The sequence below is a fragment of the Streptomyces coacervatus genome, from assembly GCF_029223485.1.
GTDB classification, from domain to species: domain Bacteria; phylum Actinomycetota; class Actinomycetes; order Streptomycetales; family Streptomycetaceae; genus Streptomyces; species Streptomyces coacervatus.
Map to the genome: position 1 here is coordinate 199,024 of NZ_JARHTP010000014.1, position 21,040 is coordinate 220,063.

Consider the following 21,040-nt stretch of genomic DNA (forward strand, 5'->3'; position numbering starts at 1 on the left):
CTGCCTTGACAGCTCCGATGTATGGCGAGACCTTGTGGGCCGCACGGGCCATCGTGCCCCATGAGATACGTACGTCCACCACATACGTCGGATGACCAAGGTGACCGTATGAGACGCCGCAGGCTCCTCGCCCTCTGGACCGCCCTCCTCGCGCTGCTGCTCACCACCGCCCCCGCAGCCCACGCCCGCGCCGCCGAACAGCCCCCGCCCCGCCAGGCCATGCTCCGAGGCGCGACCGCCGGGATGTTCCTGCACTGGGGCATGTTCACCGCCCCCAGGCACCTCGACTGCGCAAGCTGGGAGAAGGACGTCACCGACGGCGGCTGGAACCCGGACTACTGGGTCGACGAAGCCCGCAAGATCCGCGCGAGCTACATCGTGCTCGCCACCTTCCACTCCCGCCTCGGCTACGCCCGCCCCTGGCCGTCGAAGATCCCCGGCTCCTGCGCCACGAAGCGGGACATCCTGGGCGAGCTGATCAAGGCGGCCGACGCCAAGGGCCTCAAGGTCATCCTTTATATGACCGACGACCCCAAGTGGCACGACGAGCAGGGCGTCGAGACCCTCGACTCGGCCGCCTACTCCGCCTACAAGGGCCATGGCGTCGACCTCACCACCCGCCCCGGCTTCGGCGAGTTCAGCTACGACAACTTCTTCGAGGTCATGAAGAACTACCCGAAGCTGGCGGGCTTCTGGATCGACAACGACAACGAGTACTGGGAACAGCACCAGCTCTACGAGCAGATACGGCAGCTGCGTCCGGACATGACCCTGAGCAACAACAACGAGGACACCCCGATCATGGACATGGTGTCCCACGAGCAGAAGGTCGGCATGACCCCGCCGTACGACCAGCCGTCGGCGATCTGGACCCCCCTGCCCCGCCTCACCGAGTCCTGCTACAAGGTCCCCGACACGGGCAGCTGGTGGTACGACGGCCAGGACCGCCCGGTGTCGACCGCCCTCAACGTCGACCGGTACATCGCAAACGCCGGCAACTCCATCCGCTCCCTCATGGACTTCACCGCCATGGTGAACGGCCGGTTCCCGCCCCAGCAGGAGCAGTTCCTCGACCTGATGAAGGACTACCTCCCGCCCATCTGGCAGTCCCTGCACGGAGTCGACGGCGGCGGCTTCCTGTACGGCGGCATGCAGCCCGGCGCCTGGAACGACGGCTCGTACGGCTACATCACCGTCAGCCGCACCGACCGCACCACGCAGTACGTCCACGTCACCACGAAGCCGTCCTCCGGCGACCGGGTCCGCATCCGCGACAACGGCTACCGCGTCGAGTGGATCATCGACCTGCGAACCGGCAGGAAGTTCCACTTCGACCAGCGCGACGGCACCCTCACCATCAAGGGCATCGCCGACTGGGACCCGTACGACACCGTCTTCAAGGTGCGTACGGCACCGAAGCGGGAAGGCGTCTACCCGACCGGCACCGTCCACGCGAGCGAACCCGCCCTCACCGACGGCGACTTCACCACGTACACCGACAACAACGGTGTCCTGCCCGCGAGTTACACCCTCGACCTGGGCCGCGTCCGCAGGGCCGCCTACCTCGCGATCAACCAGCGCGAGTGGTCACCCACGTACAACAGGGAGACCTTCGGCAGGAAGGAGGACTCGGCGCGGATCAAGGACTACACCCTGTCCGTGAGTGACGACGGCACCACATGGCGTGAGGTGAAGGCCGGCGTGCTCGAAAGCGCCCGCGGGACACGGTTCATGGACCTCCCGGGCGCCGGCCTCCGCACCCGCTACATCCGCCTAGACGTTCCCACCACCTGGTCCGCCGCCACCGTCCCGGCCTTCTACCGACAGCTGCGCATCGACGAGATACAGGTCGGCTTCGGCCACCCCCTGAGCCACGGCTGACGCCCCTGCCCCATCGCGCCGTCCCATCGGGCGGCGCGGCACAAATTCGGCAGGTACAGTGCGGAGATCAGCAGAACCTCAGGGTGAGGGCCCGCACGTGTTGACGCAGACCACCTCACGGGTGCTCGAACCGAGCGACCTGGACGCCGCGCTCGCCGTCCTCGACCGCGAGCCGGTCGCGAACGCCTTCGTGACGTCGCGGGTGCAGGTCGCGGGCCTCGACCCATGGCGGCTCGGCGGCGAGATGTGGGGCTTCTACGAGGAGGGCATGCTGACCTCCCTCTGCTACGCGGGCGCCAACCTGGTCCCGATCTGCGCCACCCCGCGCGCCGTGCGCGCCTTCGGCGACCGCGCGCGCAGAGCCGGTCGCCGCTGTTCGTCGATAGTCGGCCCCGTCGAAGCCACCACCCTGCTCTGGCGCCTGCTCGAACCCAGCTGGGGCCCCGCCCGCGAGGTCCGCGCCCACCAGCCCCTCATGGTCACCGACCGTATGCCCGACGGCATCGCCCCGGATCCCTACGTCCGCCGCATCCGCAAGGACGAGATGGAGACGATCATGCCGGCGTGCGTGGCGATGTTCACCGAGGAGGTCGGCGTCTCGCCCCTCGCCGGGGACGGCGGGCTGCTGTACCAGGCCAGGGTCGCCGAACTGGTCGGATCCGGCCGCTCGTTCGCCCGCCTCGACGAGCACGGCAAGGTCGTCTTCAAGGCGGAGATCGGTGCTGCCACCCCCCACGCCTGCCAGATCCAGGGGGTATGGGTGGCCCCCGAGTACCGGGGGAGGGGGATCGCCGCCCCCGGCATGGCGGCAGTGCTGCGGTACGCACTGTCGGACGTGGCCCCGATAGTCAGCCTCTACGTCAACGACTTCAACACCCCGGCGCGAAGGGCGTACCAGAGGGTGGGGTTCCAGGAGGTCGGCGCGTTCATGAGCGTTCTCTTCTAGTCGCACTTCCGGCCGCACTTCACAGTGCTGTTCTGAGCCTCGTACGAGACCTGTAGTCTCCCCGGCATGCTGCGCTTTCCCGGTCACGGACACCGCCATCCCGAAGACGTGGTGATCGGCCCCCTCGACCTGACCGCCCGGGTCGACGAGGCCCTTGCAGTGCAGGCCGTGGCGTTCGGACTCGGCGCCGACGAGGTCGCCGTACGGCGGCAGATCGTCCTGCGGCACATGACATACCCGGGAGCCCGCGCGCTCGGCGCCACCGTCGAAGGCCGCCTGGTCGGCTTCGTCTACGGCATGCCGAACGACCGCACGCACTGGTGGTCCACCGTCGTCGAGCCCTACCTCCGCGCCCAGGGCCACGACGGCTGGCTCGACAACTCCTTCGTGATCACCGAGCTGCACGTCCACCCCCGCCACCAGAACAGCGGCATCGGCCGCTCCCTCATCACCACCATCACCGACGGCGCCACCGAGCCCCGCACGATCCTCTCGGCGATCGACGCCGACAGCCCGGCCCGCGGCCTCTACCACTCCCTCGGCTACCAGGACCTGGCCCGCCAGGTCCTCTTCCCGAGCGCCCCGAAGCCGTACGCCGTGATGGGCGCACCACTGCCCCTGCGGCGCCGGTAACGGATTTCCACCGGCACCGGCCCCCCGGCTAACCTCCTTGCCATCACCCTTACGCAGCAGGAGTACGAGAACCATGGCGAACGCACCGGTCCAACGCATGTCCCAGTTGATGGCGAAGACGCTGCGTGACGACCCGGCGGACGCCGAGGTCCTCAGCCACAAGCTGCTCGTCCGCGCCGGCTACGTCCGCCGCACCGCGGCCGGCATCTGGTCGTGGCTGCCCCTCGGCAAGAAGGTCCTCGCCAACGTCGAGCGCATCGTCCGCGAGGAGATGGACGCGATCGGCGCCCAGGAGGTGCTGCTCCCCGCCCTGCTGCCGCGGGAGCCGTACGACGCCACCGGCCGCTGGGACGAGTACGGCGCCGAGCTGTTCCGCCTCAAGGACCGCAAGGGCGGCGACTACCTCCTCGGCCCGACCCACGAGGAGATCTTCACCCTGCTGGTGAAGGACCAGGCGTCCTCCTACAAGGACCTGCCGGTCATCCTCTACCAGATCCAGCACAAGTACCGCGACGAGGCCCGCCCGCGGGCCGGCATCCTGCGCGGCCGCGAGTTCCTGATGAAGGACTCGTACTCCTTCGACACCGAGGACGAGGGCCTCGCCCAGTCCTACGCCCTGCACCGCCAGGCCTACCAGCGCGTCTTCGAGCGCCTCGGCCTCGACTACCGCATCTGCGCCGCGACCGCGGGCGCGATGGGCGGCTCCAAGTCGGAGGAGTTCCTCGCCCCGGCCGAGGCAGGCGAGGACACCTTCGCGGACTGCCCGAACTGCGACTTCGCGGCCAACACCGAGGCGATCACATACGAGCTGAAGGCGGTGGACGCCGAGGGCGTGGCCGCGCTGGAGGAGATCCCGACCCCGGACACCCCCACCATCGAGACCCTCGCCGCCTTCCTGGAGGTCCCCGCCTCCGCCACCCTGAAGAACCTCCTCGTGAAGGTCGACGGCGAGATCGTCGCCGTCGGTGTCCCCGGCGACCGCGAGGTCGACATGGGCAAGGTCGAGGCGCACTTCGCACCCGGGATCGTCGAGATGGTCACCGAGGCGGACTTCGCCGGGCGCCCGGACCTGGTCCGCGGCTACGTCGGCCCGCAGGGCCTGGGCGAGAAGGTCAAGTACATCGCCGACCCGCGCGTGGCCCCCGGCACCGCCTGGATCACCGGCGCCAACAAGGCCGGCATCCACGCCAGGAACGTCCTCGCCGGCCGTGACTTCGAGGTCGCGGAGTACGTCGACGTCGTGGTCGTCCAGGACGGCGACCCCTGCCCGAACTGCGGCACCGGCCTCAAGCTGGACCGCGCCATCGAGATCGGCCACATCTTCCAGCTCGGCCGCAAGTACGCGGATGCGCTGAAGCTCGACGTCCTCGGCCAGAACGGCAAGCCGGTCCGGGTCACCATGGGCTCCTACGGCATCGGCGTCTCCCGCGCGGTCGCCGCCCTCGCCGAGCAGACCGCCGACGAGCAGGGCCTGTGCTGGCCGGCCGAGGTCGCCCCCGCCGACGTACACGTCGTCGCCGCGGGCAAGGCCCTGCAGATCGAGCTGGCGCTCGAGGTCTCCGAGAAGCTGCGGGCGGCCGGTCTGCGCGTCCTGGTCGACGACCGCGCCGGGGTCTCCCCGGGCGTGAAGTTCACCGACTCCGAGCTGATCGGCGTACCGAAGATCCTGGTCGCGGGCCGTCGCGCCGCCGAGGGTGTCCTGGAGCTGAAGGACCGCAGGAGCGGTGAGCGCGAGGAGCTGACGGTGGACGAGGCGATCGCCCGCCTCACCGCATAAAGCGACTTCTCAGAAAGGTCTCTGAGCCCCTAAAGGGATCTCACAGACTTCTCTCAGGCCGTTCCCCGACCGTAGTGCGTGACAGAGCGTCACTATGGGAGGGGAACGGTCATGACAACCAGAGAACGAGGTGCCGCGGCGCTCGTCCGCACAGGCGCCCGGCGCACCGCGGCTGTCGCGGCAGCGATCACGCTCGCGGCCACCGCGGGAGTCTTCGCTCTCACCGGCACCATGCAGGCGGACGCCGACACCTCGGCAAGCAAGGGCAAGAGCTCAACCGCGAGCAGCAGCTCGACGGACAACTCGTCGAGCAGCTCGTCCTCCTCCAGTGACTCGTCCTCGTCGAGCAGCGGCTCCAAGTCCTCCTCCAGCGGCCTCACCTCCTCCTCCGGCGGCTCCGTCGACTCCACCTCGGGGGCGTCGTGATGGGCACGCAGCTGGAGCCCCGCACCTCGGCCGCCACCGACTGGCGTGCCCTCGGCACCGGCGTCCGGCTGGTCGTCACCGACCGGGCGCTGCTCGACTCCTGCAGCCTGCTCCTCGCCCGGCACCTCGCCGAGGTCGACGCCGCCTGCAGCCGCTTCCGCGACGACTCGGAACTGGCCGCCCTCGACGAGTCGGCGGGCCGTCCCGTCCGGGTCAGCCCGCTGCTCGCGGAGGCCCTCGCGGTCGCCCTGCACGCAGCCGGGACGACCGACGGAGCCGTGGACCCCACGGTCGGCTCGGCGATGGATGCCATCGGCTACGACCGCGACTTCACGCTGGTCCAGGAGGACGACCGCCCGGTACGGCTCAACGTGAAGCGGGTCCCGGGCTGGCGCACCGTGCAGCTCGACCGCGCGACCGGCACGGTCGCCGTCCCGGCCGGCGTCCGCCTCGACCTGGGCGCCACGGCCAAGGCCTGGGCCGCCGACAAGGCCGCCGCGATGCTCGCCGAGACGGCAGGCTGCGGAGTCCTGGTGAGCCTGGGCGGCGACACCGCCGTCGCGGGCGAGCCCCCGGCGGACGGCTGGCAGATCCGCATCCAGGACATCACCGGCCCGGTGGAGGAAACACCCGCGCAGGGCCCGTACGCCACGGTCGGCCTGCACAGCGGCGGCCTGGCCACATCGGGTACGGCAGCCCGCAACTGGCGCCGCGGGGGTCAAGACCTCCACCACATCGTCGACCCGGGCACGGGCCTGCCGGTCCGTTCCTCCTGGCGCACGGTCTCGGTCGCTGCGGCCACCTGCGGGGAAGCCAACGCTGCGACGACGGCAGCCCTGGTGAAGGGCGCGGGCGCGGAACGCTGGCTGACAAGGCGAGGGCTGCCGGCACGTCTGGTGAGCCAGCAGGGCCTGGTCATCACAACCCCGGGCTGGCCAACCACCCCAAGGGGCGCGGGGCTGCGTCGATCAGCGGCTCCGCCGCGGGGCGCGACCAGCCCCCACCGGGGGACAGCCGCATGACGAGCGAAACCCTCTGGTACGCCAACCGCGCCACGGGAGCCGTCTGCCTCGTCCTCTTCACGGTCGTGGTCCTGCTAGGCATCGCGGTGAAGCTCCGCGGCAGGATCCCCGGCCTCCCTCGCTTCGGCACGATCAGCCTCCACCGCACCCTCTCCCTCTCCGCCACCGCCTTCCTGGCCCTGCACATCGCACTCGCGGTGATCGACAGCTACGTCGACATCACCGTCGTAGATGTCCTGATCCCCTTCGCATCGGACTACCAGCCCCTCTGGCTCGGCCTCGGCACAGTCGCCGTCGACCTGATGCTGGCGGTACTGATCACCAGCCTGCTCCGCGCCCGGATGGGCCACCGCACCTGGCGCGCCGTCCACTGGCTGGCCTACGCCTCCTGGCCGGTCGCCCTGATCCACGGCATAGGCATCGGCACGGACACCGGCACCGACTGGATGACCTGGCTGACCATCGCCTGCGTGGGCACGGTCCTCACCGCCGGAGGCCTCCGCGTGGCGCACTCCGCCCGCACCGCCCGCCGCACCCCCGCCGCCCTTCTCCGCACGGCCGAAGGAGCCCGCTCATGACCGCCACCTTGCCCGACCTGTACATGCCCCCGCGGCTGCTCGCCCCCGGCGGCACCCCGGCCGACCTCACGACGCACGAGCAGCGCTACGGGCCACTGTCGTACGGCGACCCGGCCGCCCTCCTGAGAACCGTCGCCGCAGCCGGCCTCACCGGCCGCGGGGGAGCGGCGTTCCCCGTGCACCGCAAGCTCGCCGCGGTCGCCGAGTCCGGTCGCCGCACCGGCCGTACTCCCGTCGTCGTCGCCAACGGCGCGGAGGGTGAGCCCGCCAGCCGCAAGGACAAGACGCTGCTGGCGCTGTCGCCGCACCTCGTCCTGGACGGAATCCAGGTGGCGGCCAGGGCGGTCGGTGCGGCGCAGGCGTACCTTGCGGTCGAGGAGGGCGCGTCCTACCTGGAGTCGGCCCTCGCCGCCCTCCCCACCGACCGCTGCGGCCTCGCCGAAACCGCCCGCGTCCTGCGCTACCTGGCCCTCCAGTCGGCAGGCCAGTGCGGCCCCTGCCTCAACGGCCTCCCGCGCATCGCCACGGCCTTCCGGACCCTGGCCACTCCTGGCCCCCAGGGCACCACCCGCACCGACGTCGCCCGCTGGTCCGGCCTCGTCGAGGGCCGCGGCGCCTGCCACCACCCCGACGGCACGGTCCGCCTGGTACGCAGCGCGCTGACCACCTTCGCGTCCGAACTCGACGCCCACGCAAGGGGGTTGTGCACGGCTACCGACCGCACGCCCTTGCTGCCCGTACCTCAGGAGGCCTGACATGGACCAGCGAATCGACATCGACTGGACGTCCTGCCAGGGCCACGGCCTGTGCGCGGAACTCCTACCCGAACACATCACCCTGGACGAGTGGGGCTACCCCCAGGTCGACGGAACACCCGTCCCCGCGAGAACAGTGAAGCGAGCCCGCAGAGCAGCATCAGACTGCCCGGCCCTAGCTGTGAAACTGACGGTGCGTGGAGCGCCCTGAAGGGGCGCGGGGAACTGCGCGATCAACCCCCACACACCCGCAGTCCGAAAACAACGCACACGCCCGAGCTGAACCGCCCTAAACATCCGCCCAGAAATCCATCGGCACCCGCCCAGCAATACGGCCCCGCTCATCCAGCAGGCACCCCCCAAGCTTCACCGCCCGCAAAGTAACCGCCCGATCCACAATCTCCAGCCGCGACAACTTCCCCACCATCTCGCTCTCCAGCCCCACCGCATCGGCAGGAGACCGCAGCCACACACCAACCAAGAGATTGGCAGTGCCGCTCACAGCGGCGCACATCCGCACTTCGGGCAACCTCCCCAACGCCCGTGCCGACCGCTCCAGTTGATCCGGCGGCACCCGCAGCCATAGCAGCATGGTCACCGGCGCCGGGGACAGCGACCGCGCAACCTCGCAGCGCAGCCGGATCACCCCGCCCGCCAGGGCCCCGTTCAGATGACGGCGAACCGTGCTGGCGCCGACGCCGAGCCGCTCGGCCAGTTCGGCGTGCGCGGCCCGCGGGTTCTCCCCGAGGGCGAGCAGCAGGGCCCGGTCCAGCTCGCCGAAGCGGGGCGGCCCGGCCGGGGACGGGGGCGCGGCCGCGGCGAGTGTGCCGCGCTGACTGCTCGAGATCGCCCGCAGCTGCCAGCGGCTGCCCTCGGTGTACAGGTGGGGCGCCACCAGGGGCCGAGTCGCCACGACCCCCGGCAGCCCCGACAGCCGGTCCACGACATACCGCGACACCGCCCTCAGGTCGGCCGCCACCAGGTGCACCATCAGATCGCAGGGCCCGGCGACATGGTCGACGGCCACCACATGCGGGTCGGCAGCCACCTGCCGCGCCACCCGTACGGCCGCGCCGGGCGCACAGTCGACCTGGACGAAGGCGAAGACCAGCTGCCCCCCGACCGTGTGGCCCGGATAGGCGGTCAGCCAGGCCTCGCGCCGCTCGACCAGCCGCTCCCAGTGCCGGGCGACCGTCACCGGGCCGACGCCCAACGCCCGCCCGATCAGCGACCAGGGGGCGCGGGGGCTGATCTGGAGGGCGTTGACCAGAGCGAGGTCGGTTTCGGACAGCATGGCGGATCCTTCGGATTCGGGGCCCCTGAACGGCGTATTCCGCCAATTCCCGCGCGACGCCGCGCTGCCCTCTCATCATTGCCGACCACGTGGGCAATACACGCGACAAGTGGTGCACGGGTGACACGGGTGAGGGGAGAGGGATGAGTCTGCGAGACGATGCGCGTGAACTCCAGGGTGAACTGGCCGTCCTGCGCCGGGCGTTGCACCGGGAACCGGAGATCGGACTGCAGCTGCCGCGCACGCAGGAGAAGGTGCTGGCCGCACTGGACGGACTGCCGCTGGAGATCAGCACCGGCAGCTCGCTGTCCTCGGTCACCGCCGTTCTGCGCGGCGGCGCCCCCGAGGCCCGGCCCGGCCCCGTCGTGCTGCTGCGCGGTGACATGGACGCCCTGCCCGTCACCGAGCGCACCGGTGCGGAGTTCACCTCCCGCATCGACGGCGCCATGCACGCCTGCGGCCACGACCTGCACACCGCAGGTCTGGTCGGCGCCGCCCGGCTGCTCGCCGACCGGCGCGAAAGCCTCGCCGGGGACGTGGTGTTCATGTTCCAGCCCGGGGAGGAGGGCTGGGACGGCGCCGGGCACATGGTCGAGGAGGGTGTGCTGCAGGCGGCGGGCCGCCCGGTCGACGCCGCCTACGGACTGCACGTCAGCTCGTCGTCGTACCCGACCGGCGTCTTCGCCTCCCGCCCCGGCCCGCTGATGGCGGCCTCCGCGGGCCTGCACGTCCGCGTGGTCGGCGCCGGCGGCCACGGCTCGCGCCCGCACGCCGCCCTCGACCCGATCCAGGCGGCCTGCGAGATGGTCACCGCGCTGCAGACGATGGTCACCCGCCGCTTCGACGTCTTCGACCCGGTCGTGGTCACCGTCGGCGTCTTCCATGCCGGCACCCGGCGCAACGTCATCCCCGACGACGCCTCCTTCGAGGCGACGGTGCGCACCTTCTCCGCCACCGCCGCGGAACGCGCCGCCGAGGTCGCCGTACGCCTCTGCCAGGACATCGCCACCGCCCACGGCCTCACCGCCGAGGTCGACTTCGTGCCCGAATACCCGGTCACCGTCAACGACACCGCCGAGCACGACTTCCTCGCCTCCACCGTCCGCGAGGCCTTTGGGGAGGAGCGCTTCGAGCCGCTCGCCGACCCGATCACCGGCTCGGAGGACTTCTCCCGGGTCCTGGACCGGGTGCCGGGCGCCTTCGTCTTCCTCGGCGCCGACGCCACCGGTGACCCGGAGACCGCGCCCAGCAACCACTCCCCGCTCGCCGCCTTCGACGACGGAGTGCTGTCCGACGCGGCCGCCCTGCTCGCCGAACTCGCCGTCCGCCGCCTCGACAGTCTCGACCGTCTCGCCAAGGAGGTTCCGTGCGCCCCTACCACCTGATCCCCGCCGTACCCGCCCTGGGGCTGGTCCTCATGCCGTTCCTGCCGTTCGTCAACACCGACGGGCTGTGGTTCGGCCTGCCCCGGATGCTCGTGTGGGGCGCGGTGTGGTGCGTGATGTGCACACCCGCGCTGCTCCTCACGGAGCGCCTCATGAACCGTGAGGAGACCGACAAGTGACGACGATCCTGGTCATGACCTTCACCGGTATCGCGCTGATCGGCGTCCTCGGTTTCGTCGGCCGCCGCAAGCCCGCCGCCGACCTCTCCGAATGGGCCGTGGGAGGAAGGAACTTCGGCGCGGTCAGCATGTGGTTCCTGCAGGCCGGCGAGGTGTTCACCACCTTCACCTTTCTCGGCATGGCAGGCCTGGCCTTCAGTGGCGGAGTGGCGGCCCTCTACGCCCTCCCGTACGTCCCCATCGGCTACATGGTGCTGTTCTTCCTCGCCAAGCGGCTGTGGTCGCTCGGCAAGGAGCGCGGCTATCTCACCCAGGGCGACTACCTGGAGGACCGCTACGACAGCAGGCTGCTCGGCACGGTGGCGGCCGTCCTCGGCGTCGTCTTCGTGCTGCCGTACCTCCAACTCCAGATCACCGGCCTGGGGTTGATCGTGCAGCTGGTCACCGGCGACTCGGCGTCCGGCACACTCAGCATGATCATCGGCTCTGCCCTGGTCGTGGCCTTCGTGCTCTGGGCGGGCCTGCACGGCGTGGCGATGACGTCGTACTTCAAGGACGTCGTGATGCTGGTCGTCCTCGCCGTGCTCCTCATCGCGATCCCCGCCCACTTCACCGGCGGAGTGACGGCGATGTTCCACCGCATCGACAGACTGCACCCCGAGATGCTGACCATCCACTCCGGCCCCGCCGACCGGGTCTGGTTCACCACCAGCATGCTGGTCAGCATGATCGGCGTCGGCCTGATGTGCCTGCCGCACGCCTGGCCGGCCGTGATGTCCGCCCGCGACCCCAAGGTGCTGCGCCGCAACTACACCTGGATGCCGCTGTACGAACTCTGCCTCCTGATGCCCATCGTCGTCGGCTTCGCCGCCGTCCTCGTGCTCAAGCCGGGCACCCCGGCCAACGGCATCCTGCTGACGCTCAGCAAGCAGGTGCTGCCGACGTGGGCGACTGGCCTGGTCGTGGTCGCGGCCATCGCGACGGCCATGGTGCCGGCGGCAGGCATCCTGATCGGCATCTCGTCCCTGGTGGCCCGCAACATCGCACGGGTGCGGGACGAGCGGAAGCAGCTCTGGATCAACCACGGCACAGTGGTGGCCGCCTGCGGCCTCTCCCTGCTCCTCGCCATCTACCGCCCGGACCTGCTGGCCAACCTCCTCCTGCTCACCTACAGCGGCACGGTCCAGCTCGCCCCCGCCATCGCCCTGGGCTTCCTGGCCCGTCGCCCGGTGGGCAAGGTCCCCGTCCTGGCGGGACTCTTCGTCGGGGAACTGGTCGTCATCTGGCTGACGTTCTGGCAGAAGGGCCTGACCGGGAACGTCAACGTCGGCCTGGTGGGTCTGGGCGCGAACATCGTCGTGCTCGCCCTCGCGGCAGCCGCGGAGCGCGTGACCCGCAAGCCCTCTCCCGAACCGGAGAGCGACGAGTCCGTGGCAGTGACCGCATGAGCGAGCAAGGACTCCGTACGGTCTTCACGGGCGGCCTCGTCTTCGACGGCACCGGCGCCGATCCGGCCCCCGCCGACGTGGTCGTGGCCGACGGCCGCATAGTCGACGTGGGGCCGGGCCTGGACGGCGACACCCACGTCGACTGCACGGGCCGCACCCTCCTGCCGGGCCTGTTCGACTGCCACGTCCACCTCACACTCAACGGCATAGGCCTGCTGGGGGCGTTGCAGAAGCCCTTCTCGTACCAGTTCTTCGAAGCGGCGGTGAATCTGCGCCGCACCCTCGAAGCCGGCATCACCACGGTCCGCGACGCGGCGGGCGCCGACCTGGGCGTCAAACAGGCGGTCGAGGACGGTCTGGTCCCCGGCCCCCGCGTCCAGATCTCCATCGGCCTGATCAGCCAGACCGGCGGCCACGGCGACAACTGGATGCCCTCGGGCAACTGCGCCGGCCTCGCGGTCCCGCACCCGGGCCGCCCACCGGCGATCGCGGACGGCCCGGACGAGCTGCGCCGCACGGCCCGCACACTGCTGAGGGCAGGGGCGGAGGTGTTGAAGGTCTGCACGACGGGCGGCGTCCTCTCCCCGCGCGACGACCCCAGACACAGCCAGTTCACCCCACCCGAACTGGACGTCCTGGTCGCCGAGGCCACCGCCCAGGGCCGCTACGTCATGGCCCACGCCCAGGGCGCAGGGGGCATCAAGAACGCGGTCCGAGCCGGAGTCCGCTCCATCGAACACGGCATCCACCTCGACGACGAGGCAATCGACCTGATGCTCCAGCGCGGCACCTGGCTGGTCCCCACCCTGATCGCCCCGGTGGCGGTGATCCGCGCGGCCGAATCCGGCATCCAGATCCCCGAGGCCATGGTCCGGAAGGCGAGGGAGGTCGCCGAGACCCACGCCGATTCGGTACGCCGGGCGGCAGCGGCGGGCGTCCCCATAGCCATGGGCACGGACAGCGGCATCGGCCCGCACGGCAGCAACTTGGACGAGCTTCCACTGATGGAGGCGTGCGGCATGAGTTCCGGCCAGGTCCTCGCAGCGGCCACGTCGTCCTCGGCCCGCCTCCTCGGCTACGACGACCTGGGCGTCCTGGAGCCGGGCCGCCGCGCCGATTTGGTGCTGGTCGAAGGCGACGCGTACGACCTGACGGCGCTGCCCGACAACATCACGGAGGTATGGAAGGAAGGGGTGCAAGTAGCGATGGGGAAGTGAGACGCCCTCAAGGGGCGCGGGGAACTGCGCGACCAGCCACAACGAACCCGCACCCCGCAACGAACCGCAAGCCCCTCAAAGCCACCCGGCAAACTCCAACAACAACTCCGCATCCTTGGCCCGCCCCACGCGCAGTGCCCGCACACCCGACTCCACCGCCCGGAACAACGCCCACCCCCGCAACCGCTCCGGGTCCACATCCAGCGACTCGGCGAGCCGCTTCACCCGCCGCCGAGCCGTCGCCGCACCCGACGGCGAGGCGATCAGATCCTCCACCCGGTCCCGCACCAGCCGCGCGAGATCGAACGCACACTCCCCGACCACGGGATCCGGCCCCACGGCCAGCCAAGGAGCCCGCTCACCCGCCAGCACCTTGCTCTGCCGAAACGTCCCGTGCAGCAACCGCTGTTCCGGTGGCGCAACCAACAATTCCGCACGCGCTTCGAGAGCCCCGCTCACCAGCACCGCCGCGTCCGCGGACGCGCCCCTCATCGCCTCGGCCTGCCGCCCCGTCCGCTCGGCGACGGTCTCGAAGGGATGGTCACCCGGCGGCTCCACCCACAGCCGCCGCAACGTCCCCGCCGCCTCCAGCAGCGCCTTAGCCTCGGGCAACGACCGCACGGAGACATCCGGGTGCAGCCGCTCCAACAGCAGCACACCCTCGACCGTGGGCTCGTCCAGCAGCTGTACGGCACCGGTTCCGCCCCAGTGCGCGAGGGCATTCCGCTCGCTCTCGGGACGAGCCCTCGGCGGTGCCAGCTTCAGCACGGCGGGGCTCCCGTCGGGCCGCCGCACCAGTACGACAAGGCTGCTGCGCCCGCCGGGCACCTGCACCCTCTCCACCGTCAACTCGCGCAGTGCGACGGCCTGTTGGGCCGCCTCGGGCAGCTTCTCCAGCCAGTCGTCGCCGTCGGGTGCCGTCTCACCGAGCGCCCTGACCAGACGCTGCGGCGGTGCGAAAGCCATGCGCGAGTCGTTCCCTTCCAGTACGCGTTACGCCGTGGGTGCCGGCGAGGCCGAGGCGGCGGCCGCCCGCTCGGCGAGCCCAGGGAAGGCTACGCTCTCGCCGCTCCAGCGCACCGCCCGCACCGCCGCCTCCCGCAGCGCCCCGGCGGCCGCACGCCGCCGCTCGCCCTCGGTCGCCCGCACCAGGTCGGAGTACACCCCGGCCACCCGGTCCTCCAGCTCGGCGGCGAGCCGCACGGCCGCGGCCGAGTCCGGCACCGGGAACGGCAGCGCGTACGCCGCCGCGGCGGCCACCGGCGTGCCGCCCAGGTCCCGTACCTCACGCGTGAGCGCGTCACGGCGGGCCCGGTGCGCGTCGTACGCCGACCTGGCCTCCGTACGCCGTCCCGGGCGGATCCGCCCACCGACGACCCCGTAGCCGTACACCGCCGCATGCTCGGCGGCCAGCGCCGCCTGCAGGGCCTTCAGCTCCTTCTCTCTGCTCACTTGGCCGCCTCCGTCAGCAGATACGCATGCGCCGCCCCGGCCGCTGCCACCGAGGCCAGCAGCCGCGCCAGCTCGCCCGGCACGTCGAGGAGGGCCGTGCTGCGCCGGTCGGCGAGAGCCCGCTCGGCGGCGGCGAGGTCGGCGAGGGCGTCCTTGTCGTCGACCGGCGCAGCGGCGGACGGGGACGACGCCGTCTCCGGCGCTGTCTCCGGCGTCGTCGGGGAAGCCTTCCCGGCCGTCCCCCCGAACGCCTCCGCGTGCCGCACGACCTCCGCCCGCAGCGGCCGCAGCTGCTCCGCCACAGCGGGATGCGCGGCGATCACGGCGTCGTACCGCCCGAGCAACCCCACACTGTCCCGGGCCGCACGCGCGCGTGCCTTCTCGGCGACCGACGGACTGCCACTGGTGCTCTCCTCGGACTCCCCGGACCCGGAGGAGCACCCCACCAACAGGGCGGCGCCGGCGGCCGTGGCGAGCAGGGATCTTCTGCGCGGCCCGGAGGGGTTGCGCGAGGGCGGGGGGTACGACACGACTGACGTCCTCGGGGTTCGTACGAACGCATGGGCGGGAGGGCGGCCCGCCGTGATCACGGTACCTGCGCTTCCCCTGGACTTGCGCCACCGGCTCGACAGCCCCCTATAGGGGCGCGGGGAACTGCGCGACCGGCCCCACACAACCCGCACCCGCCTACTCACCACAGCCCCCGAGCTCGACGGCGTCCGGCCCCACCGCCGGAGGCAGGACGCAACACACCCTGCGACCGGATACCCTTTGACCAGACACGCGACCCATCCCACAACAGCACACGCGGCCGAGGAGTCACCCGGATGAGCACCACCCAGAGCGAGAGGCTGCGAGAGCTTCTGGAACCGCTCGTCGGCTCCCAGGGCCTGGATCTCGAAGAGATCGCAGTGGACTCCGTCGGACGCAAGCGGGTGCTGCGCGTGGTCGTCGACTCCGACACCGGTGCCGATCTGGACCAGATCGCCGATGTGAGCCGCGCGCTCTCGGCGAAGCTCGACGAGACGGACGCGATGGGCGAGGGCGAGTACACCCTCGAGGTCGGGACCCCGGGCGCGGAGCGCCTCCTCAAGGAGCACCGGCACTACGTGCGTGCCACCGGCCGGCTGGTGAAGTTCCAGCTGACCGACGGTGACGAGCTGGTCGCCAGGATCCTGAAGGTCGACGACGAAGGCCTCGACCTCGAAGTGCCCGGAGTCAAGGGCCGCAGGCCGACCGCCCGCAGACTCGCCCTCGGGGACGTCGACAGGGCGCGCGTGCAGGTCGAGTTCAGCCGCAAGGACAACAACGAGAAGGAAGAGGAGGCGTAGCCGTGGACATCGACATGAGTGCCCTGCGGGGCTTGGTACGGGAGAAGGAGATCTCCTTCGACCTGCTGGTCGAGGCGATCGAGTCGGCCCTCCTCATCGCCTACCACCGCACCGAGGGAAGCCACCGCCACGCGCGCGTGAAGCTCGACCGGGAGACCGGGCACGTGGTCGTGTGGGCGAAGGAGGACCCCGAGGACCTCGAAGAGGGCCAGGAGCCCCGCGAGTTCGACGACACCCCGTCCGACTTCGGCCGTATCGCCGCCACCACCGCCAAGCAGGTCATCCTGCAGCGGCTGCGCGACGCCGAGGACGACGCGACGCTCGGCGAGTACGCCGGCCGCGAGGGAGACATCGTCACCGGAGTGGTCCAGCAGGGCCGCGACCCGAAGAACGTGCTCGTGGACATCGGCAAGCTCGAAGCCATCCTGCCGGTGCAGGAGCAGGTGCCGGGCGAGACGTACCCGCACGGCATGCGGATCCGGTCCTACGTCGTACGAGTGGCGAAGGGCGTCCGCGGCCCGTCCGTGACGCTTTCGCGCACGCACCCGAACCTGGTGAAGAAGCTCTTCGCCCTGGAGGTGCCGGAGATCGCCGACGGTTCGGTGGAGATCGCGGCCATCGCCCGCGAGGCGGGTCACCGTACGAAGATCGCCGTACGGTCCACCCGGTCGGGCCTGAACGCCAAGGGTGCCTGCATCGGCCCCATGGGCGGGCGGGTGCGCAATGTGATGGGCGAGCTGAACGGTGAGAAGATCGACATCGTCGACTGGTCGGACGACCCGGCCGAGATGGTGGCGAACGCGCTCTCGCCGGCGCGGGTCTCCAAGGTGGACGTCGTGGACCTGGCCGCCCGCTCCGCGCGCGTGACGGTGCCGGACTACCAGCTGTCGCTGGCGATCGGCAAGGAGGGGCAGAACGCCCGCCTCGCGGCCCGGCTGACCGGATGGCGGATCGACATCCGCCCGGACACCGAGCAGACCGAGGACCAGCGCGGAGACCAGCGCGGAGACCAGCGCGGGGAATAGATCCAAGCCGCGCATCGCTCAGATCACGACAGTTGTATGCGCGGAACTGTTCGATTCTTGCCCCAAAGGGGTGAGGTCGCCACGGGGAGGTAGACTTAAGGGTGTCTGGCCGGACGCGCGCCCGCGCATGCCCTGAGCGCACCTGTGTGGGGTGCAGGCAGCGAGCGGCCAAGAAGGACCTGCTGCGCATCGTGGCGATCGAGGGTGAATGTGTCCCCGATCATCGCGGTACGCTGCCCGGCCGGGGTGCTTATGTGCACCCCGCCCTGGTCTGTCTCGACCTGGCGGTACGCCGCCGGGCGTTCACGCGGGCGCTGCGCGCCCCGGGAGCGCTCGACACAAAGGCGTTGCGCCTCTATGTCGAGCAGGCAACACCGTAAGACGTGTCGTACGGAACCTCCGTGCGGCCCTGGTACCCCGCGAGTTGGAAGTAGGTCGAGATTGCGATGAGCACTCGATGAGCACGCGATGAGTACGCCCATGAAGTAGCGACGGTCCGGACGCAACCCGGACCTAAAAGGAGCGAAGTGGCTAAGGTCCGGGTATACGAACTCGCCAAGGAGTTCGGGGTTGAGAGCAAGGTCGTCATGGCCAAGCTCCAAGAACTCGGTGAATTCGTCCGTTCGGCGTCTTCGACCATCGAAGCGCCCGTAGTCCGTAAGCTGACGGACGCCCTCCAGCAGGGCAGCGGCGGCGGCAAGCCCGCCCCCGCCCGCAAGGCTGCCCCGGCACGTCCGGCAGCCCCCTCTCCCGCGCAGGCCGCCCGCCCGGCAGCCCCGCGCCCGCCGGCTCCCAAGCCGGCCGCCGCCGAGCAGCCCGTGGCTCCCGCCGCGCCGGCCGCTCCCGGCCCCCGTCCCACCCCGGGCCCGAAGCCCGCGCCGCGGCCCGCCCCGGCGTCCCCGGCTCCGACCACGCCCGAGTTCACGGCACCTCCGGCGGCTCCCGCCGCTCCGGCTGCCTCCTCCGGCGGCTCCGGCCCGCGTCCGGGCGCTCCGCGTCCGGCCGGCCAGGCTCCGCGTCCGGGCGCCCGTCCGGGCGGCCCCGGTCAGGGCGGCCAGGGCCGTGGTGACCGCGGCGACCGAGGCGACCGTCCCGGCGGTCCCCGTCAGGGCGGCGGCGCTCCGCGTCCCGGTGCCCGTCCGGCCGGTCCCCGTCCGGGCAACAACCCCTTCACCTCCGGCGGCTCCACCGGCATGGCGCGCCCGCAGGCGCCCCGTCCGGGCGGTGCCCCGCGTCCCGGCGGCCCGGGTGGCCCCGGTGAGCGTCCCGGCGGCGCTCCGCGTCCGCAGGGCCAGGGCGGTCCCCGTCCCCAGGGTGCGGCGGGCGGTCCCCGTCCGCAGGCTCCGGGTGGCGCGCGTCCGACCCCGGGCGGCATGCCCCGTCCGCAGGGCGGTCCCCGTCCCGGCGGCGGCGGTCCCGGTGGCCCGCGTCCGAACCCCGGCATGATGCCGCAGCGTCCTGCTGCCGGCCCGCGTCCCGGCGGCGGTGGCCCCGGCGGCCGCGGTCCCGGCGGCGGCGGTCGTCCCGGTGGCGGTGGCGGCGGTCGTCCGGGCGGCGGCGGCTTCGCCGGTCGTCCCGGTGGCGGCGGTGGCGGCGGCGGCTTCGCCGGTCGTCCCGGCGGTCCCGGTGGCGGTGGCGGCGGTGGCGGCTTCGCCGGTCGTCCGGGTGGTCCCGGTGCCGGTGGCGGCGGTCGTCCCGGCTTCGGTGGCCGTCCCGGCGGTCCCGGTGGCCGTGGTGGCACGCAGGGCGCCTTCGGTCGTCCCGGCGGTCCCGCGCGTCGCGGTCGCAAGTCGAAGCGGCAGAGGCGCCAGGAGTACGAGGCCATGCAGGCCCCGTCGGTCGGCGGCGTGATGCTGCCTCGCGGCAACGGCGAGTCCATTCGCCTGTCGCGCGGTGCCTCCCTCACCGACTTCGCGGAGAAGATCAACGCCAACCCGGCGTCGCTCGTCGCGGTCATGATGAACCTCGGCGAGATGGTCACGGCCACGCAGTCCGTCTCCGACGAGACGCTGCAGCTCCTCGCGGGCGAGATGAACTACACGGTTCAGATCGTCAGCCCCGAGGAGGAGGACCGCGAGCTGCTCGAGTCCTTCGACATCGAGTTCGGCGAGGACGAGGGCGGCGAGGAGGACCTCGTGGTCCGTCCGCCGGTCGTCACCGTCATGGGTCACGTCGACCACGGAAAGACCCGACTGCTCGACGCCATCCGCAAGACGAACGTCATCGCGGGCGAGGCCGGCGGCATCACCCAGCACATCGGTGCCTACCAGGTCGCGACCGAGGTCAACGAAGAAGAGCGCAAGATCACCTTCATCGACACCCCGGGTCACGAGGCGTTCACCGCCATGCGTGCCCGTGGTGCGAAGTCGACCGACATCGCGATCCTGGTCGTCGCGGCCAACGACGGCGTCATGCCGCAGACGGTCGAGGCGCTCAACCACGCCAAGGCGGCCGACGTCCCGATCGTCGTCGCGGTCAACAAGATCGACGTCGAGGGCGCCGACCCGACCAAGGTGCGCGGTCAGCTCACCGAGTACGGGCTGGTGGCCGAGGAGTACGGCGGCGACACCATGTTCGTCGACATCTCCGCCAAGCAGGGTCTGCACATCGACTCCCTGCTGGAGGCCGTGGTCCTCACCGCGGACGCCTCGCTCGACCTGCGGGCCAACCCGAACCAGGACGCGCAGGGCATCTCGATCGAGTCCCGTCTCGACCGCGGCCGCGGTGCCGTGTCGACGGTCCTCGTCCAGCGAGGCACGCTGCGGGTCGGCGACACGATGGTCGTGGGCGACGCCTACGGCCGTGTGCGCGCCATGCTCGACGACAACGGCAACAACGTCGCCGAGGCCGGCCCGTCGACGCCGGTCCAGGTCCTGGGCCTGACCAACGTCCCGGGTGCGGGCGACAACTTCCTGGTGGTCGACGAGGACCGTACGGCCCGTCAGATCGCCGAGAAGCGTGCCGCCCGTGAGCGCAACGCCGCGTTCGCCAAGCGCACGCGCCGTGTGTCGCTCGAGGACCTGGACAAGGTGCTCAAGGCCGGCGAGGTCCAGCAGCTCAACCTCATCATCAAGGGTGACGCTTCTGGTTCCGTCGAGGCCCTCGAGTCCTCCCTGCTCCAGCTGGACGTCGGCGAAGAGGTCGACATCCGCGTCCTGCACCGCGGCGTCGGTGCGGTCACGGAGTCGGACATCGACCTGGCGATGGGCTCGGACGCCATCGTGATCGGCTTCAACGTCCGTGCGGCAGGCCGCGCGGCGCAGATGGCCGAGCGCGAGGGCGTGGACGTCCGCTACTACTCGGTCATCTACCAGGCGATCGAGGAGATCGAGGCGGCCCTCAAGGGCATGCTCAAGCCGGAGTACGAAGAGGTCGAGCTCGGTACGGCGGAGATCCGCGAGGTCTTCAAGTCGTCCAAGCTGGGCAACATCGCGGGTGTTCTCATCCGCTCCGGCGAGGTCAAGCGCAACACCAAGGCGCGCCTCATCCGCGACGGCAAGGTGGTCGCGGAGAACCTCAACATCGAGGGTCTGCGTCGCTTCAAGGACGACGTCACCGAGATCCGCGAAGGGTTCGAGGGCGGTATCAACCTCGGCAACTTCAACGACATCAAGGTCGACGACGTCATCGCGACGTACGAGATGCGCGAGAAGCCGCGCGTCTGATCCCAGCACGCGATCGGGGCCGATCG

The 21,040-nt window shown here is 71.2% G+C and carries 21 protein-coding genes; 17 read left to right on the forward strand and 4 right to left on the reverse strand.

The features are described 5' to 3' along the window. Positions 1-108 precede the first annotated feature (108 nt). The 9 genes from P2Q00_RS31605 (at position 109) to P2Q00_RS31645 (ending at position 8,229) form a co-directional block, all read left to right on the forward strand. Entirely contained in the window at positions 109-1,881 is a 1,773-nt protein-coding gene (locus P2Q00_RS31605; RefSeq protein ID WP_275776729.1) for an alpha-L-fucosidase, read from the forward strand. Between the two features lie 97 nt (positions 1,882-1,978). Further along, a complete protein-coding gene (locus P2Q00_RS31610) occupies positions 1,979-2,827 on the forward strand; it encodes a GNAT family N-acetyltransferase (protein WP_275776731.1) in 849 nt (282 codons plus the stop codon). Between the two features lie 66 nt (positions 2,828-2,893). Beyond that, positions 2,894-3,460, forward strand: a complete 567-nt coding sequence (locus tag P2Q00_RS31615) for a GNAT family N-acetyltransferase (protein WP_275776733.1) — start codon at positions 2,894-2,896, stop codon at positions 3,458-3,460. Between the two features lie 73 nt (positions 3,461-3,533). After that, positions 3,534-5,237, forward strand: a complete 1,704-nt coding sequence (locus tag P2Q00_RS31620; RefSeq protein WP_275776734.1) for a proline--tRNA ligase — start codon at positions 3,534-3,536, stop codon at positions 5,235-5,237. Positions 5,238-5,348: 111 nt separating this feature from the next. After that, positions 5,349-5,663, forward strand: a complete 315-nt coding sequence (locus P2Q00_RS31625; protein ID WP_275776735.1) for a hypothetical protein — start codon at positions 5,349-5,351, stop codon at positions 5,661-5,663. Further along, entirely contained in the window at positions 5,663-6,685 is a 1,023-nt protein-coding gene (locus P2Q00_RS31630) for an FAD:protein FMN transferase (RefSeq protein WP_275776736.1), read from the forward strand. The genes P2Q00_RS31625 and P2Q00_RS31630 overlap by 1 nt, the downstream gene beginning before the upstream one ends. Beyond that, the gene (locus P2Q00_RS31635) at positions 6,682-7,263 is read left to right on the forward strand and encodes a ferric reductase-like transmembrane domain-containing protein (protein ID WP_275776737.1); all 582 of its coding nucleotides are present in this window, start codon (positions 6,682-6,684) and stop codon (positions 7,261-7,263) included. The genes P2Q00_RS31630 and P2Q00_RS31635 overlap by 4 nt, the downstream gene beginning before the upstream one ends. Beyond that, positions 7,260-8,018, forward strand: a complete 759-nt coding sequence (locus tag P2Q00_RS31640; RefSeq protein ID WP_275776739.1) for an NADH-ubiquinone oxidoreductase-F iron-sulfur binding region domain-containing protein — start codon at positions 7,260-7,262, stop codon at positions 8,016-8,018. The genes P2Q00_RS31635 and P2Q00_RS31640 overlap by 4 nt, the downstream gene beginning before the upstream one ends. A 1-nt stretch (position 8,019) precedes the next feature. Then, on the forward strand, positions 8,020-8,229 hold the full coding sequence (locus P2Q00_RS31645; protein WP_275776740.1) for a ferredoxin: 210 nt from the start codon (positions 8,020-8,022) through the stop codon (positions 8,227-8,229). A gap of 78 nt (positions 8,230-8,307) precedes the next feature. Here P2Q00_RS31645 and P2Q00_RS31650 read toward each other — a convergent pair whose 3' ends face one another. Beyond that, positions 8,308-9,312, reverse strand: a complete 1,005-nt coding sequence (locus tag P2Q00_RS31650; RefSeq protein ID WP_275776742.1) for an Lrp/AsnC family transcriptional regulator — start codon at positions 9,310-9,312, stop codon at positions 8,308-8,310. 143 nt (positions 9,313-9,455) lie between these two features. On the opposite strand from P2Q00_RS31650, the gene P2Q00_RS31655 reads away from it, so the two are divergent. The 4 genes from P2Q00_RS31655 to P2Q00_RS31670 are packed head-to-tail and all read left to right on the forward strand — an operon-like array spanning position 9,456 to position 13,541. Beyond that, on the forward strand, positions 9,456-10,697 hold the full coding sequence (locus P2Q00_RS31655; protein ID WP_275776743.1) for a M20 metallopeptidase family protein: 1,242 nt from the start codon (positions 9,456-9,458) through the stop codon (positions 10,695-10,697). Beyond that, positions 10,679-10,876 (forward strand): hypothetical protein, encoded by a 198-nt coding sequence (locus tag P2Q00_RS31660; protein ID WP_275776745.1) that lies wholly within the window; start codon positions 10,679-10,681, stop codon positions 10,874-10,876. The genes P2Q00_RS31655 and P2Q00_RS31660 overlap by 19 nt, the downstream gene beginning before the upstream one ends. Beyond that, entirely contained in the window at positions 10,873-12,324 is a 1,452-nt protein-coding gene (locus tag P2Q00_RS31665; protein WP_275776746.1) for a sodium:solute symporter family protein, read from the forward strand. The genes P2Q00_RS31660 and P2Q00_RS31665 overlap by 4 nt, the downstream gene beginning before the upstream one ends. Then, entirely contained in the window at positions 12,321-13,541 is a 1,221-nt protein-coding gene (locus P2Q00_RS31670; RefSeq protein ID WP_275776747.1) for a metal-dependent hydrolase family protein, read from the forward strand. Before P2Q00_RS31665 ends, P2Q00_RS31670 begins: the two co-directional genes overlap by 4 nt. 75 nt (positions 13,542-13,616) lie before the next feature. On the opposite strand, the gene P2Q00_RS31675 is transcribed toward P2Q00_RS31670, so the two are convergent. From P2Q00_RS31675 to P2Q00_RS31685, 3 genes are read right to left on the reverse strand one after another with little or no spacing between them, the layout of a single operon-like run. Next, a complete protein-coding gene (locus tag P2Q00_RS31675; protein WP_275776748.1) occupies positions 13,617-14,507 on the reverse strand; it encodes an aminoglycoside phosphotransferase family protein in 891 nt (296 codons plus the stop codon). Positions 14,508-14,534: 27 nt separating this feature from the next. Beyond that, positions 14,535-14,993, reverse strand: coding sequence for a ferritin-like domain-containing protein (locus P2Q00_RS31680; RefSeq protein WP_275776749.1), 459 nt, complete (start codon positions 14,991-14,993; stop codon positions 14,535-14,537). Continuing rightward, positions 14,990-15,523 carry a hypothetical protein gene (locus P2Q00_RS31685; protein WP_275776750.1) on the reverse strand — a complete coding sequence of 178 codons (534 nt, stop codon included), beginning with the start codon at positions 15,521-15,523 and terminating at the stop codon, positions 14,990-14,992. Before P2Q00_RS31685 ends, P2Q00_RS31680 begins: the two co-directional genes overlap by 4 nt. 297 nt (positions 15,524-15,820) lie before the next feature. On the opposite strand from P2Q00_RS31685, the gene rimP reads away from it, so the two are divergent. The 4 genes from rimP to infB all read left to right on the forward strand — a co-directional run bounded on the left by rimP (position 15,821) and on the right by infB (position 21,014). Continuing rightward, positions 15,821-16,324 (forward strand): ribosome maturation factor RimP, encoded by a 504-nt coding sequence (gene rimP, locus P2Q00_RS31690; protein WP_275776751.1) that lies wholly within the window; start codon positions 15,821-15,823, stop codon positions 16,322-16,324. Between the two features lie 2 nt (positions 16,325-16,326). Further along, entirely contained in the window at positions 16,327-17,349 is a 1,023-nt protein-coding gene (nusA, locus tag P2Q00_RS31695) for a transcription termination factor NusA (protein WP_275776752.1), read from the forward strand. A gap of 101 nt (positions 17,350-17,450) precedes the next feature. Further along, entirely contained in the window at positions 17,451-17,729 is a 279-nt protein-coding gene (locus P2Q00_RS31700; protein ID WP_181362675.1) for a YlxR family protein, read from the forward strand. A 147-nt stretch (positions 17,730-17,876) separates the two neighbouring features. Next, positions 17,877-21,014 (forward strand): translation initiation factor IF-2, encoded by a 3,138-nt coding sequence (infB, locus tag P2Q00_RS31705; protein WP_275776754.1) that lies wholly within the window; start codon positions 17,877-17,879, stop codon positions 21,012-21,014. Positions 21,015-21,040 lie beyond the last annotated feature (26 nt).

Bases quoted from the DNA above. Each gene is read 5' to 3' on its own strand.
- P2Q00_RS31605 (WP_275776729.1), top strand. From the start codon at position 109: ATGAGACGCCGCAGGCTCCTCGCCCTCTGGACCGCCCTCCTCGCGCTG.
- P2Q00_RS31615 (WP_275776733.1), top strand. From the start codon at position 2,894: ATGCTGCGCTTTCCCGGTCACGGACACCGCCATCCCGAAGACGTGGTG.
- P2Q00_RS31620 (WP_275776734.1), top strand. From the start codon at position 3,534: ATGGCGAACGCACCGGTCCAACGCATGTCCCAGTTGATGGCGAAGACG.
- P2Q00_RS31625 (WP_275776735.1), top strand. From the start codon at position 5,349: ATGACAACCAGAGAACGAGGTGCCGCGGCGCTCGTCCGCACAGGCGCC.
- P2Q00_RS31630 (WP_275776736.1), top strand. From the start codon at position 5,663: ATGGGCACGCAGCTGGAGCCCCGCACCTCGGCCGCCACCGACTGGCGT.
- P2Q00_RS31635 (WP_275776737.1), top strand. From the start codon at position 6,682: ATGACGAGCGAAACCCTCTGGTACGCCAACCGCGCCACGGGAGCCGTC.
- P2Q00_RS31640 (WP_275776739.1), top strand. From the start codon at position 7,260: ATGACCGCCACCTTGCCCGACCTGTACATGCCCCCGCGGCTGCTCGCC.
- P2Q00_RS31645 (WP_275776740.1), top strand. From the start codon at position 8,020: ATGGACCAGCGAATCGACATCGACTGGACGTCCTGCCAGGGCCACGGC.
- P2Q00_RS31650 (WP_275776742.1), bottom strand. From the start codon at position 9,312: ATGCTGTCCGAAACCGACCTCGCTCTGGTCAACGCCCTCCAGATCAGC.
- P2Q00_RS31655 (WP_275776743.1), top strand. From the start codon at position 9,456: ATGAGTCTGCGAGACGATGCGCGTGAACTCCAGGGTGAACTGGCCGTC.
- P2Q00_RS31670 (WP_275776747.1), top strand. From the start codon at position 12,321: ATGAGCGAGCAAGGACTCCGTACGGTCTTCACGGGCGGCCTCGTCTTC.
- P2Q00_RS31675 (WP_275776748.1), bottom strand. From the start codon at position 14,507: ATGGCTTTCGCACCGCCGCAGCGTCTGGTCAGGGCGCTCGGTGAGACG.
- rimP (WP_275776751.1), top strand. From the start codon at position 15,821: ATGAGCACCACCCAGAGCGAGAGGCTGCGAGAGCTTCTGGAACCGCTC.